Source organism: Hyphomonas sp. NPDC076881 (assembly GCF_050269995.1).
Taxonomy (GTDB): domain Bacteria; phylum Pseudomonadota; class Alphaproteobacteria; order Caulobacterales; family Hyphomonadaceae; genus Hyphomonas.
Genome location: NZ_JBNNJJ010000016.1, coordinates 40,859 through 53,911 on the forward strand (window position 1 = coordinate 40,859; position 13,053 = coordinate 53,911).

Annotated in this window: 11 protein-coding genes, 2 tRNA genes and 1 rRNA gene; 9 read left to right on the top strand and 5 right to left on the bottom strand. The window is 60.8% G+C overall.

Going from position 1 to position 13,053, the window contains the following annotated elements; genetic code table 11:
- Positions 1 to 20: 20 nt before the first annotated feature.
- A complete protein-coding gene (locus ACQKI2_RS15890; RefSeq protein WP_427380612.1) occupies positions 21 to 827 on the bottom strand; it encodes a PhoH family protein in 807 nt (268 codons plus the stop codon).
- 11 nt (positions 828 to 838) lie between these two features.
- Between ACQKI2_RS15890 and ACQKI2_RS15895 the strand changes: the two genes are divergently transcribed.
- Positions 839 to 1,012, top strand: coding sequence for a hypothetical protein (locus ACQKI2_RS15895; RefSeq protein WP_427380613.1), 174 nt, complete (start codon positions 839 to 841; stop codon positions 1,010 to 1,012).
- A gap of 77 nt (positions 1,013 to 1,089) precedes the next feature.
- Positions 1,090 to 1,620, top strand: a complete 531-nt coding sequence (locus ACQKI2_RS15900; RefSeq protein WP_427380614.1) for a gamma carbonic anhydrase family protein — start codon at positions 1,090 to 1,092, stop codon at positions 1,618 to 1,620.
- Between the two features lie 55 nt (positions 1,621 to 1,675).
- Here the strand turns inward: ACQKI2_RS15900 and ACQKI2_RS15905 are convergent, their stop codons facing one another.
- Positions 1,676 to 2,281 (bottom strand): hypothetical protein, encoded by a 606-nt coding sequence (locus tag ACQKI2_RS15905; protein WP_427380615.1) that lies wholly within the window; start codon positions 2,279 to 2,281, stop codon positions 1,676 to 1,678.
- Positions 2,281 to 2,892, bottom strand: a complete 612-nt coding sequence (locus ACQKI2_RS15910; protein ID WP_427380616.1) for a PilZ domain-containing protein — start codon at positions 2,890 to 2,892, stop codon at positions 2,281 to 2,283. Before ACQKI2_RS15910 ends, ACQKI2_RS15905 begins: the two co-directional genes overlap by 1 nt.
- 167 nt (positions 2,893 to 3,059) lie before the next feature.
- Between ACQKI2_RS15910 and ACQKI2_RS15915 the strand changes: the two genes are divergently transcribed.
- Complete coding sequence (locus tag ACQKI2_RS15915) at positions 3,060 to 4,697, top strand: choline dehydrogenase (protein ID WP_427380617.1); 1,638 nt, start codon at positions 3,060 to 3,062, stop codon at positions 4,695 to 4,697.
- 164 nt (positions 4,698 to 4,861) lie between these two features.
- Here ACQKI2_RS15915 and ACQKI2_RS15920 read toward each other — a convergent pair whose 3' ends face one another.
- On the bottom strand, positions 4,862 to 5,410 hold the full coding sequence (locus ACQKI2_RS15920; protein WP_427380618.1) for a PAS domain-containing protein: 549 nt from the start codon (positions 5,408 to 5,410) through the stop codon (positions 4,862 to 4,864).
- Positions 5,411 to 5,820: 410 nt separating this feature from the next.
- On the opposite strand from ACQKI2_RS15920, the gene ACQKI2_RS15925 reads away from it, so the two are divergent.
- Complete coding sequence (locus ACQKI2_RS15925; RefSeq protein ID WP_427380619.1) at positions 5,821 to 8,415, top strand: TonB-dependent receptor; 2,595 nt, start codon at positions 5,821 to 5,823, stop codon at positions 8,413 to 8,415.
- A 63-nt stretch (positions 8,416 to 8,478) separates the two neighbouring features.
- On the opposite strand, the gene ACQKI2_RS15930 is transcribed toward ACQKI2_RS15925, so the two are convergent.
- Positions 8,479 to 8,853 (bottom strand): DUF4345 family protein, encoded by a 375-nt coding sequence (locus ACQKI2_RS15930; RefSeq protein ID WP_427380620.1) that lies wholly within the window; start codon positions 8,851 to 8,853, stop codon positions 8,479 to 8,481.
- A 113-nt stretch (positions 8,854 to 8,966) separates the two neighbouring features.
- Here ACQKI2_RS15930 and ACQKI2_RS15935 point away from each other — a divergent pair, with 113 nt between their 5' ends.
- From ACQKI2_RS15935 to ACQKI2_RS15955, 5 genes are all read left to right on the top strand, one after another.
- Positions 8,967 to 9,680, top strand: a complete 714-nt coding sequence (locus ACQKI2_RS15935) for a rhomboid family intramembrane serine protease (protein WP_427380621.1) — start codon at positions 8,967 to 8,969, stop codon at positions 9,678 to 9,680.
- A 114-nt stretch (positions 9,681 to 9,794) separates the two neighbouring features.
- The gene (locus tag ACQKI2_RS15940; RefSeq protein ID WP_427380622.1) at positions 9,795 to 10,229 is read left to right on the top strand and encodes a CBS domain-containing protein; all 435 of its coding nucleotides are present in this window, start codon (positions 9,795 to 9,797) and stop codon (positions 10,227 to 10,229) included.
- 906 nt (positions 10,230 to 11,135) lie between these two features.
- A 16S ribosomal RNA gene (locus ACQKI2_RS15945) occupies positions 11,136 to 12,590 on the top strand.
- A gap of 221 nt (positions 12,591 to 12,811) precedes the next feature.
- Positions 12,812 to 12,888 (top strand) — tRNA-Ile (locus ACQKI2_RS15950).
- Between the two features lie 54 nt (positions 12,889 to 12,942).
- Positions 12,943 to 13,018 (top strand) — tRNA-Ala (locus tag ACQKI2_RS15955).
- The last annotated feature ends 35 nt before the right edge of the window (positions 13,019 to 13,053 follow it).

Genomic DNA, 13,053 nt, shown 5'->3' on the forward strand with positions numbered 1-13,053 from the left:
CGCCAGAAGCAGGGCCCGGATCAGAGAACCTCCAGCATCTCCGCGACGAGGGGGTGGCGGACTACATCGGCTGCCTCCAGCCGGATGACCGAGGCCCCGGAAAGGGCTTCCAGCTTGTCGGCGGCTTTGGCGAGGCCTGAGAATTCCGGCAGCAGGTCTGACTGGTTGGGGTCGCCGGTGATGACCATGGTGGAGTGCCAGCCCAGGCGGGTCAGCAGCATTTTGAGCTGGGTGTAGGTGCAGTTCTGGGCCTCGTCGATGACGATGAAGGCGTTGTTGAGCGTGCGCCCGCGCATGAAGCCGATCGGCGCAATCTCGATCACCCCTTCCGACAGCATATGCTTGAGCTGCGCCGGGGAGAGCCGGTCTGACAGGGCATCGTAAAGCGGGCGCAGATAGGGGGCGAGTTTGTCTTCCATGCCGCCGGGCAGGAAGCCGATCTGCTCGCCCGCCTCAACCGCCGGGCGGGAGAGCACGATCTTGGAAACGCGCCCCTTCTGCAGCGCTTCGACCGCCTTGCAGATGGCCAGATAGGTTTTGCCCGTGCCGGCCGGGCCGAGGGCGCAGACCAGGGCGTGGGTGTCCATTGCCGCCATCAGCTGGGCCTGGTTTTCCGAGCGGGGCTTCACGGTTTTCTGATACCGCTGGGTGCGGTCCTGTTGGGGCGAAAGATTGGTCACCGGATGGGCATCGTCAGGGTGCCAGCCGCGCCCGCCTTCTATGGCGTGGAGATGGGTGCCCTTGCCGCGTGCCGGCTCGTCGAACCAGGCTGACGAGCGCACTTCCGAAGCGGCTTTCAGGCGTTTGGCAGGATTGCGTTTACCCATGGGAGGCCTCCTTGCTTGCAGGCATGAAAAAAGCCGCTGGCAGGAATGCGCAGCGGCCCGGTGAAGAGAAGGAAGAGAGAGACACCAGCCTTGAAGGCGGCGAGCCCGTGTCCGGAAGGGGCGCTTCCGGTGGTGAGGTGAAAATGGGCACCAAGCGAGCCATTGCCTCTCCGAATCTGAGATGACTATACACTACCAGTATTAGCCGACGGTTAAGTGACATTCCGCGAGCGTAACGATTTGCGGGCAGGAGGAGATTGAAATGGCCATTTTCGAACTGGATGGGGTGAAGCCGACACTGCCGGGCGAGGGCAAGTTCTGGATTGCCGAAAGCGCCGAAGTGATGGGCAATGTGATCCTGAAGGAGAACGCCTCGGTCTGGTATGGCTGTGTCCTGCGCGGGGATAATGACCCTATAATCATTGGAGAAAATTCCAACATTCAGGATCTTTCGGTGATCCATACCGACATTGGCGCGCCGGTGACGATCGGGAAGAATGTTACCATTGGCCACCGGGTGATCCTGCACGGATGCGAAATTGGCGATGACACGCTGATCGGCATGGGATCGACGATCCTCAACCGGGTCAAGATTGGCCGAAATTGCATCATCGGGGCTAATGCCCTGATTCCGGAAGGAAAAGAGATCCCCGACAACTCGCTCGTGATGGGTGCGCCGGGAAAAGTGGTCAAAGATGTGTCAGAGGTCCAGCTTCAGGTGATCAAGATGTCCGCGATCCACTATGTCGAGAACTGGCAGCGCCATTCGAGGGGCATCAAGCGTATCGGCTGAACCGTTTGGCGGACATCTCTTGGACAAATCCGGACATTTCCGGACAGATTAGAGGTCAGGAGAGGGGCGCGTTCCAGACGGGGCGCACCGCCTCTGCCATGTCTTCGTCAAAGCCGACCCAGCCGAGCCGGGCCTCACGGGTTTGCAGCACGAAGACCTGCGCTGTCTTCGGCAGAGCCTCGGCAAGGGCGGCGCGCACCTGCGTGAGCGAGCAGGCCGAGCGCAGGAGGAAGGTGCCAGGAATGGGCTGCATATGCTTGCCGAGCGCGTCCAGGCAGGCGGGCAGGTTGCGCCAGAGGGCACCTTCAGCCGGGGCAGGGGCACGGGCGGTGATTAGATAGTTGGCCGCTTCCGCCCGGCGGCGGGCCCGTTCGGCAAAAGCGGGGGCGAGCGTTTCGGCAAGCCGGGGCACGTCGCGGATCGGCAGGAAGGGCTGGTCATCGCCGCCAGAGATGCGCGAGGCGGCGTGGAGCCGGCCTTCGATGGCGAATTGCTGGACCTGGCCGAGCGTGTAGGGGCCGTGAACCTCACCGCCCGCAAGCACCCGCCAGATGGCGGGGTCTATGCGGGAGAGGTCAATCGGGGCGGCGGCAGCGCTGGCCGGCGCGGCGGGCGCCTGGCCGGTAACCTGTTTCACCCGGCGGCCAAGATCATCTGCCATCAGTGGGAAGCGGCGGGTTTCTGTCCATGGACATAGCGGACGGCGAACTTGTCGCCGGTGACGCGGACAACTTCGCCGACCAGATTGCCGACCGTGACGCGCTCGCCCACGAAGGGCGGCTTGCCGGTGGTTTCAAAGGCGGCGCCCGTCAGGGAGATGTCGGTGACGCTGCACTGGAGTTGGCTGCCATCGGCCAGATTGACGATGGCTTCGCCGCTGGCGCGGTAGCGGGTTTCACCGCGCTCTTCCTCAAGGCCGAGCTTGTCGCGATTGAGCAGCCAGGTGAGGCGGTCGGCGAGCTTGTCACGCTTGTGCGGGGACGTGTGGAAGCGTACGGCGAAGCCTTCGGGCGAGACGCGCACGACATTGGCCACCACCCGGCCAACCTCGTCGAAATAGCAGACGACCTGCTGATCCAGGCCGGGACGTTCCGAAGAGACGATGAAGGCGCCGTCGCAGGAGATGTCGACCGTGCTGAGTACATGGTCTTCACTGTCGCCAATCAGGAAACGGCCGGTCAGCTTCAGCTCGACACGTTTGAAGCCACGGCGGTCCCGGCGGGAAAGCCGTCCGGACTCAGCGTCCTGGGGTTGGGCGAGCGGTCGCGTCATTGTCGCTACTTCCTGCTTGGCCGATTGCGCTCACCCCAACGCAATGAAGGCAATATGTCACGTCTGACAGATAGTTCATGATCGTTGACAATTTCTTGCGCGCACCCGTGAACAGGATAGTTTACGGCTAACAATCAAGAGCGGCCGGCCGCCGGGAGGAAAACAAGATGGACAGCTTCGACTATATTATCGTCGGTGCCGGCAGCGCGGGATGCGTGCTGGCAAACCGCCTCTCGGCAGACCCCACAGTAAAGGTCTGCCTAATCGAGGCGGGAAAAAAAGACACCTCCCTGATGGTAAAGATGCCGGCCGGCGTCGGCGGCCTGATCAAGCAGGCGAACGATTATAACTGGGGTTTCTTCACCGAGCCTCAGCAGCATATGGAAAACCGCCGCCTCTACTGGCCCCGCGGCAAGGGCTGGGGCGGTTCCTCCTCTATCAATGGCATGGTCTATATCCGCGGCCATGCGGGCGACTATGACCTCTGGGGCCAGATGGGCCTGAAGGGTTGGAGCTATGCCGATGTGCTGCCCTATTTCCGCAAGTCGGAAAGCTATGAGGGCGGGGCCAATGATTTCCACGGCGGCAGCGGCCCGTTGAACGTGACCGAGAGCCCGATGTCCGGGCCGGTCTACCAGGCGTTTATCGACGCCGGGCGGGAAGCCGGTTATCCGGTTACGGAAGATTTCAACGGCGCCAGCCAGGAAGGCTTTGGCCGCTATCAGCGCACAATCTTCAAGGGCGGGCGCTGGAGCGCATCTTTCGCCTATCTGCGCCCGATCGAAAACCAGCGGCCCAACCTCAAGATCATTACCACCGGTGTGGTGACGCGCGTGGTGATCGAAAAGGGCAAGGCCGTGGGCGTGGAAGTCGTCGAAGGCAAGGGGCGCATCGCCCGGCAAATCCGCGCTGACCGTGAGGTGATCCTTTCGGCAGGCGCGGTGCAGTCTCCGCAGATCCTGCAGCTCTCCGGGGTGGGCGACCCGGACGTGCTGAATCGCCACGGCATCGAGACGAAGGTGAAATCCACCGGCGTGGGCCGCAACCTTCAGGACCATCTGGACGTGACGGTGATCCATGACATGCCGCTGCCGATCTCTGCCTTCAGCCAGCAGAAGGGCATCAAGAAACTCGGCGTGGGCCTGCAATACCTCTACAACCAGACTGGTCCGGGGGCTGACAATTTCCTTCAGGCGGGCGCGTTTATTTCCTCGCGCACCGGCCTCTCCATGCCGGACATCCAGCTTCACCTCGTGAACGCGATCATGATGGACCATGGCAATACTGGCCCGGAAAAGGACGGCTATACCGTGCATGCCTGTCAGTTGCGCCCGGAAAGCCGCGGCACGGTGAGGCTGGCCTCGGCTGATCCATTTGCCCATCCGGCGATTGACCCGAATTATCTGGCCACGGAAGAAGACCGCCGTGTGATGCGCGAAGCGGTGAAGATGGTGCGCGATGTGACCCGTCAGAATGCGCTGAAGGCCTATACCGGGGCGGAGATCATGCCGGGCGCTTCGGTGAAGACGGACGCCGAGATCGACGCCTTCATCCGGCAGAAGGGCGAGACAATCTATCACCCCGTCGGCACGGTCTCTATGGGACCAACCGAAGCAAGCCCGGTGGACGGCGAGCTGCGGGTGCGCGGCGTGGACGGCCTGCGCGTGGTGGATGCCTCGGTGATGCCGACGCTTGTGGGCGGCAATACCAATGCGCCGACCATCATGGTGGCGGAGAAAGCCGCTGACATGATCCTCGGCCGGGCCGCATTGGCCCGCGAGGAGCCCGCCCTGGCGGGGGCGTAAGTTATCCTGAAAACCGGTAGCGTGAAACCTGGCGCGGGGCGCGGAGATTATGGGGATCTCGCGCTCCGCCCGGTGATGCGCGCCGTTCTGGCGCGCTCAGCCCCCTGATCACCGGCAAGGCCAGGCTTCACGCAGGCTGCCCTTGCGGGCAGAGCCTGTTCTTTTCAGTTCGACGCCACCAGCCGCAGCTTCGGACCGATGCGGCGGGTATCGGGGGGCACGATCATCGAGACGCGGTGACGGAAAACCGGCTGGCCGTTGAGCGCGCCTTCGCTGCCGAGTGTCTGATAAAGGCCAAGCATCCGGCTGCGCGTGGCGCCGGCCATACCTGCCGACAGCGGCATGAGCGTGACTTCCAGCTCAGCGCGGGCGCCCGAGAGGGTTTCGCCGCGCCCGCGGATCACGCCGGGGCCGCCATCCAGGCGGATGGCTTCCAGGCAGGCATCGACCATCACGCGGTCCGGCCCGGTCCAGAGATCGAGGAAATTATGGTTCGACAGGCGGCGGCCAACCAGTGAGGTGACGGCTTCGCCTGCGGTGCGCACGAGCCAGGTACGATCATCCATCAGCTCAAGCACGAAGATGCGCTCAATCAGGTCCTCATGCTCGGCCACATTGGGTCCGGCGGCGGCGTGCACATCCGGCTCAGTCTGCATGCGGCGCCAGGCGTCCAGCAGGACACGGGTGTTCGGGTGGATCGAATGCTCGACCATGTTCTGGATTGCTCCTGGTGTTCCATCGGGCCAAGGGGAGGCCCTTTCCGGCTCATCAATCGCAATAATTGTTCCAGTTCGCGGGCTGCGGTGTAATTCACGCCATGGGGGAATAAACGTGCGTGGGAAGGCGGTTTCGTACGCTTCAGAGGGAAGAATTGGTGGAGCGGGGGCAGGCGCAGCGAACGCTTGTGCCTCGCAGGCGGCCAGCAAACGTTTCAGGCCGGAACACATGCGTCAGGGTTACGCCGGGTGCGCCCCCGGGTTGTCTGTGGGTAGCCCTTGCCTTGCCGCGAATCTGCCGATTACAATCTATTCATAATAATAAGAAACTCTGCCCGCGCCCGCGTCCCAACCGGACAGGGCGATGGCACACACGATCAGCAGAACTCCCAGGAAGGAAACTCCACGTGTCAAAATCTGAAGTGACGCCAGCAGGCCGCAAGGCCCTGAGCGCTGTGCTTTGCCTTGGCGTGGGCCTGAGCGCCCTGTCAGCCGCCGCCCCGGCGCTGGCCCAGGAACAGGAACCCGCCGAAGAAACCCGCACCATGCAGACCGTAACGATCACGGCCACCAAGCGCGAACAGACGCTACAGGATGTGCCGATCGCGGTTTCGGTGGTGGACGATACCACCATCGAGCGGGCGGCGATTGTCGACCTCAACGACCTGCAGTCGATCATTCCGTCGCTGCGCGTTGGCCAGCTGCAGTCTTCGGCCAACACCAACTTCGTGATCCGCGGCTTCGGCAACGGGGCGAACAATGCCGGTATCGAGCCGTCGGTCGGTGTCTTTATTGATGGCGTCTACCGTTCGCGCTCTGCCTCGCAGATTTCCGACCTTCCGAACATCGAGCGCGTGGAAGTCCTGCGCGGGCCGCAGTCGACCCTGTTCGGCAAGAACGCATCGGCAGGCGTGATCTCGGTCGTCACCAAGAAACCGCAATACGAGTTTGGCGGCGTGGTTGATGGCACGATCAGCAATGAGAATGGCTACCGCGCAAACGGCTATGTCACGGGTCCGCTGGCGGAGAACCTCGCCGGCGCCGTGGGCGTCACCTACAACAAGCGTGATGGCTATGTCGAAGATATCGGCACGGGCACCGAGACGAACGAACGCAACCGCTGGGGCATCCGCGGAGACCTGCTGTTCGAGCCGGATGTGAACACCTCTTTCCGTCTGATGGCGGACTATGACCAGATCGACGAGCTGTGCTGCGCAGCGGCCAACGTCGTCAACGGACCGACAGGCGCCATCGTGCAGGCCATCGGCGGCACGATCATCGCGGAAGATCCCTACAGCTATCGCGTGGCCTACAACCTTCCGTCCACGAACAAGGTCGACAATGGCGGCCTGTCGCTGCAGGCAGACTTCGACTTCGAAAAAGTGCGCCTGACCTCGATTACCGCGTATCGCATGTCGCGCCTGGAGACGAACCAGGATTCCGACTTCACCGGCGCTGACCTGCTGGGCGAGAACTCCAACAAGACCGATATCGATACCTTCACCCAGGAATTCCGCCTGACATCGACCGATGGCGAGCGCCTCGACTGGATGGTCGGCGGTTTCTATTTCGACGAAAAGGTCGATATCGAAAATGCGCTGCTCTACGGGACGGACTACCGCGCCTATGCCAACGCGCTGGCGGGCGGCCTCAACCCCAATACGGGCGTGATCACCGACATTCTGGCGGGCCTTGAAAGCGCGCTGGGCCTCCCGGTGGGCACGACGCTCGCCCAGGCAGGCCAGGGCTTCCGCGACGATGCCGGCCAGGACAACACCGCCTGGTCGCTTTTCGGAACGGTTGATTACCGCCTGACGGACCGCCTGACGGCAACGATTGGCCTCAACTATACCGAAGACAAGAAAGACGCGCGCAACAGCATCGAGGCGACGGACGTGCTCTCCTCGCTGGACTTCGTTGCGATCGGCTTTGCCCAGACGATGGCGGGTTTCGGCGTGAACGCGCAGAACCCGGCGCAGGTGGCTGCCTTCGCGCAGGCCAACCCGGCCGCCTTCGCCGCCATTCAGGCCGCTGTTCAGGACCCGGCACAAAACCCGCTGCTGGCCCTCCAGCCGCTGCAGTTCCTGCCACCCTTCCTGGGCTTCCCGAACGCCGTGGAAGATGGCCGCTCGAAAGATTCCGCCACGACCTACACGCTGCGCCTCGCATATGACGTGAACGACAACCTCAACACCTATGTGTCGTATGCTACGGGCTTCAAGGCGACGTCCTGGAACCTGTCGCGCGACTCGCGTCCTTTTGCGTCGGACTTCATCCCCGGCTCGTCGGTGACGAGCCCGCCTTCCTCTCCCATCCGTGACGCAGGCCTTGCCCTGCCGAACCTTACGACCGGTTCACGCTATGCCGGGCCGGAAGATTCGATTGTGTTCGAAGTGGGCCTGAAAGGCGTCTATTCCAACGTCGCGTTCAACCTCGCCTATTTCGACCAGACGATTGAAGGCTTCCAGTCGAACGTGTTCACGGGCACGGGCTTCGCGCTGGCGAATGCCGGCAAGCAATCCAACAAGGGTCTTGAATTCGACGTGACCTGGAACCCGGTCAACAATCTGCAGCTGATGGTGGCCGGGACGCTTCAGGATCCGGTCTATGACAGCTTCCCGAACTCGGCGAGCGGCGACCTGTCCGGAGAAAAGGTCTACGGTATCCCGGAAGTGGCCACCTCCACGGCGGCGACGTATTTCTTCGATGTCGCAGGTTGGGACGCCTATGTCCGCGGTGACTGGCAGTATGAAAGCGCCGTTGACCATTTCGACAGCGATGCCGAACAGGCTGCCTTCGGCGAGCAGAAGAAGGTCAACACCTTCAATGCCTCCACCGGCTTCACCAATGAGTCGGGTCTGGGCGTGACGCTGTGGGTGCGCAACGTGTTCAACGACGAATACATCACGACCGCATTCCCGGCCGTGGCGCAGTCTGGCTCCTATATGGGCTATCCTGTGGCGCCCCGTTCTTATGGCGTGACGCTGCGCAAGACGTTCTAAGACGGCTCCGGCCAGTGATTCTTTTGAAAGCCCCGCCGCGCTGGCGGGGCTTTTTCTTTGGCCTCAGCCCCGCATCGAGGCCCTCAGGGCGAGAATCGCCCCGGCCAGCACCGCCACTTCAAACGCCACAAAGCCGATATAGGCGCTTGTGGGGGCAGGGCCGAGGAGCAGGGCAAAGCCGCGCGCGAAGACATAGCCGCCCATATATACAATGAGAAACCAGAGCGCCGGGCGCCTCAGGGCGGTCCGCAGCGCCCCGCCTGCGCAGAGCAGGGCGGCGGCCAGGCTCACCCCGCCATAGATGCCGCGCAGCTCGTAAGCCCCGTTTGGGCCCTCCACCACCACCCCCAGGCTGGCCGCCATACCGAGGGGATTGGCCATCGAGACGGCCCCGAAGAGGGCGAAAAGGGCCGCGACGAGCCCGAGAAACAGCTTCACGTACATAAGAGAAGAACTAGTTTCAGGCGGCGGCGAGGCAAATTTAACGTTCGCGCCTACATGAAAGAGCGCGCCGCAGACCGATTCTGGCCGCGCGAAATGAGGATTTCCGCATGCAATCTGCTGAAAAGCGCCCCCCGATCATCAATGCGCCCCTGCCTTTGACAGTGTTTGCGGTGGCTTTGATCGCGCTTCACGGCGCCCGCGTGTTCGCGCCGCAGGAGCTGGAAATTGCGGCGCTGTATCATGGAGCGCTGTTTCCGGAGCGATTCTGGGGATGGGCCAGCGGCCCGGTTCTGCTGCCGGGGATCGCGCCGCCCTATGCCGGATGGCTGGGCGCGATGGCCCCCTTTGTGCTCAGCACGCTGCTGCACGGGGACTGGTTTCACGTTATCCTGAACGCCGTTTTCATGATCGCCATCGGCAAGCCGGTGCTGGAAATGCTCTCGGCCCTGCGCGGGGGATATGGCCCCGGCGCGGTCATAATGCTCTTTGTGCTGATTTTCTTTTCCCAGGCAGGAGGCGGGCTGGTTTACCTGTTGCTCAACAATCCTTCCGGGCCGATTGCGGTGGGCGCCTCCGGCGGGATCAGTGGTCTGATGGGAGCCTTTTTCCTGATGCGGGAAGGCGCGGCATCGCGGCTTCTGTCTCGTAATTTCCTGACGGTAACGAGCATATTCATCATCGCAAACTTCCTGTTTGCCCTGATCGGGCCGGCGCTTCTGGGCGCATCGATTGCCTGGGAGGTGCATGCCGGCGGCTATGTTGCCGGGGCGCTTTTTGCCCGTGTGCTGATTTGGAACGCTCTGCGCAAACTCGATATATAGACGGAAACAGGGCATTTAACGCCGATTTCATGGGAGTCGCTTCGCGGTTCCGGTTATGGTATCTTTCGTCAAGGTGAGACGGCCTGAAGGCTGCCGCCGCGATGGAGGACCAGAATGATCATTGAACAGATTCTCAACGACAAGGGCCGTGAAGTCGTCACGCTGCGGGCCGATGACACGCTGCGCGAGGCGGCGCGCCTGCTGGACGAGCGGCGGATCGGGGCAGTCGTGACGCTGGACGCTGACGGCGAAATCGTCGGTGTGCTGTCGGAACGCGATATCGTGCGGCAGTTCGCAAGGGAGGGGGAGGCGGCCCTCGAGATGAAGGTCGGCAACGCCATGACCCGGGCCGTGATCACCATCACGGCGGACGCCCCCATCGACCAGGCACTGCAGCTGATGACAGACCGGCGCATCCGGCATCTTCCCGTGGTGCGCAACAACCGGCTGACCGGCTTTGTCTCGATCGGGGATCTGGTGAAATGGAAGATCGCCGAGACCGAGGCGGAGGCTCAGGCGATGAAGTCTTACCTCTCCGCCCAGTTCTGAGCCTTTTCCACAAACAGCAGTGAATCTGTGAATTTCGCAGAATGAGGGCTTGTGGTTCTGAGAAGGCACCGATACATCGCGGCCTTCGCTGAGCCGGGCGGAAACAAACGGCCCAGCGATGACCGCCCTGCGGTCGCCGAACGGAAGAAAAGGGGTTGCCCTTTACACCGAACAGCGGCTATATGTGCGGTTCTCCCGAACGCCCGAACAAGTGGGCCGAGACAATCGGCTTAGGAGTTCTGTTCGCTCTGAAAATCAGGTCTTCACGCCAAGGTGTGGAATTCTGAAGAAGGGGTGAGAAAAGGGTTGACGGGAGAAACGGTGGCCCTAAAAGCCGCCGCTTCCCGAACGCCCGAATGGATGGGCCGAGATGATCGGCCAGGAAGTTCAGTTCGCTAAAATCCGGTGGTTCTAACGAACTGTGGAAAAGCGAAAAAAGAGGTTGACGGGAAATGCGGTGGTTATAAAAGCCGCCGCTTCCCGGACGCCCAAACGAACGGGCCGAGACTTGATCGGCCAGGGAGTTTTGTTCGCTAAAATCTGGTGGTTCTGACGAACTGCAGAAGAGCGAAAAAAAGGTGGTTGACGGGAAATTAGGCGGCTGTATAAGCCGCCACTTCCGGACGGGGCCGCGGGCTTCTGAAGGGCACCAAATTCCGGGCTACGGCCCACGCTGTTTGACATCGTAAGAGATAGGAAGAGAAACGCAGGCGGCGTGATAGCTTGCGGACCTCGCAAGAGGTCCAAAACGATCACGACGATGTGTTTCTTGAGAATTCTTTTTCCATCGGGAAGGCCTCGGTCTTCCCTTTGTTTAAAGGGTTCTCGTCAAAGAACGCAATACTTATGCTTATACAGCAAAGTAACCGTCCCATTTTCCTGGGATGGTTCGTCAGATCATAAACTCAACTTGAGAGTTTGATTCTGGCTCAGAACGAACGCTGGCGGCAGGCCTAACACATGCAAGTCGAACGATATAGTGGCAGACGGGTGAGTAACGCGTGGGAACGTACCTTTCACTACGGAATAGCTCTGGGAAACTGGTGGTAATACCGTATACGCCCTTAGGGGGAAAGATTTATCGGTGAAAGATCGGCCCGCGTTGGATTAGCTAGTTGGTGAGGTAATGGCTCACAAAGGCGACGATCCATAGCTGGTCTGAGAGGATGATCAGCCACACTGGGACTGAGACACGGCCCAGACTCCTACGGGAGGCAGCAGTGGGGAATCTTGCACAATGGGCGAAAGCCTGATGCAGCCATGCCGCGTGAATGATGAAGGCCTTAGGGTTGTAAAATTCTTTCGTCAGGGATGATAATGACCGTACCTGAAGAAGAAGCCCCGGCTAACTTCGTGCCAGCAGCCGCGGTAATACGAAGGGGGCTAGCGTTGTTCGGAATTACTGGGCGTAAAGCGCACGTAGGCGGACTTTTAAGTCAGGTGTGAAATCCCGGGGCTCAACCTCGGAACTGCATTTGAAACTGGAAGTCTGGAGATCAGGAGAGGTTAGCGGAATACCGAGTGTAGAGGTGAAATTCGTAGATATTCGGTGGAACACCAGTGGCGAAGGCGGCTAACTGGACTGATACTGACGCTGAGGTGCGAAAGTGTGGGGAGCAAACAGGATTAGATACCCTGGTAGTCCACACCGTAAACGATGAGAGCTAGTTGTTGGCAGGCATGCCTGTCGGTGACGCAGTTAACACATTAAGCTCTCCGCCTGGGGAGTACGGCCGCAAGGTTAAAACTCAAAGAAATTGACGGGGGCCCGCACAAGCGGTGGAGCATGTGGTTTAATTCGAAGCAACGCGCAGAACCTTACCTACCCTTGACATGTCCAGTATGGTTTCCAGAGATGGATTCCTTCAGTTCGGCTGGCTGGAACACAGGTGCTGCATGGCTGTCGTCAGCTCGTGTCGTGAGATGTTGGGTTAAGTCCCGCAACGAGCGCAACCCTCATCCTTAGTTGCCATCACGTTTGGGTGGGCACTCTAAGGAAACTGCCGGTGGCAAGCCGGAGGAAGGTGGGGATGACGTCAAGTCCTCATGGCCCTTACGGGTAGGGCTACACACGTGCTACAATGGCAGTGACAATGGGATAATCCCAAAAAGCTGTCTCAGTTCGGATTGTCGTCTGCAACTCGACGGCATGAAGGTGGAATCGCTAGTAATCGTGGATCAGCATGCCACGGTGAATACGTTCCCGGGCCTTGTACACACCGCCCGTCACATCATGGGAATTGGTTCTACCCGAAGACGGTGAGCTAACTTCGGAGGCAGCCGGCCACGGTAGGATCAGTAACTGGGATGAAGTCGTAACAAGGTAGCCGTAGGGGAACCTGCGGCTGGATCACCTCCTTTCTAAGGATGCAACAGATTGCTTTACTCACGTGAAGCTCTGCTGCCCTTATTCAAGCCTTCTTTAAGAAGGCAAACATATGCGGCTGTCGCGCCGTCTCCGTTTCTCTTCCTTCGTTCGTAATGCCTGGCTGCATGTGGCTGCCGGGTAGAAGCGAGCCCCGCGGGCGCTAGCGCCTGTCTTCGACTTTGGCTGCGGCGGCCGCCTGGTCTGCCTGGCTGAAGGGCCGGTAGCTCAGGTGGTTAGAGCGCACGCCTGATAAGCGTGAGGTCGGAAGTTCAACTCTTCCTCGGCCCACCATCGAAGCTGCAAAGGGGTAAGCGAGACTGGCCGAGAGCCAGCGACAGGAACCACGGGGCCATAGCTCAGTTGGGAGAGCGCCTGATTTGCATTCAGGAGGCCGTCGGTTCGACTCCGTCTGGCTCCACCATCCTGTCTCACACGAACGAAAGAAGTTATCTGGTT

Excerpts from the sequence above, each read along its gene's own strand:
- ACQKI2_RS15890 (WP_427380612.1), bottom strand. The coding sequence starts at position 827 with ATGGGTAAACGCAATCCTGCCAAACGCCTGAAAGCCGCTTCGGAAGTG.
- ACQKI2_RS15900 (WP_427380614.1), top strand. The coding sequence starts at position 1,090 with ATGGCCATTTTCGAACTGGATGGGGTGAAGCCGACACTGCCGGGCGAG.
- ACQKI2_RS15905 (WP_427380615.1), bottom strand. The coding sequence starts at position 2,281 with ATGGCAGATGATCTTGGCCGCCGGGTGAAACAGGTTACCGGCCAGGCG.
- ACQKI2_RS15910 (WP_427380616.1), bottom strand. The coding sequence starts at position 2,892 with ATGACGCGACCGCTCGCCCAACCCCAGGACGCTGAGTCCGGACGGCTT.
- ACQKI2_RS15915 (WP_427380617.1), top strand. The coding sequence starts at position 3,060 with ATGGACAGCTTCGACTATATTATCGTCGGTGCCGGCAGCGCGGGATGC.
- ACQKI2_RS15920 (WP_427380618.1), bottom strand. The coding sequence starts at position 5,410 with ATGGTCGAGCATTCGATCCACCCGAACACCCGTGTCCTGCTGGACGCC.
- ACQKI2_RS15935 (WP_427380621.1), top strand. The coding sequence starts at position 8,967 with ATGCAATCTGCTGAAAAGCGCCCCCCGATCATCAATGCGCCCCTGCCT.
- ACQKI2_RS15940 (WP_427380622.1), top strand. The coding sequence starts at position 9,795 with ATGATCATTGAACAGATTCTCAACGACAAGGGCCGTGAAGTCGTCACG.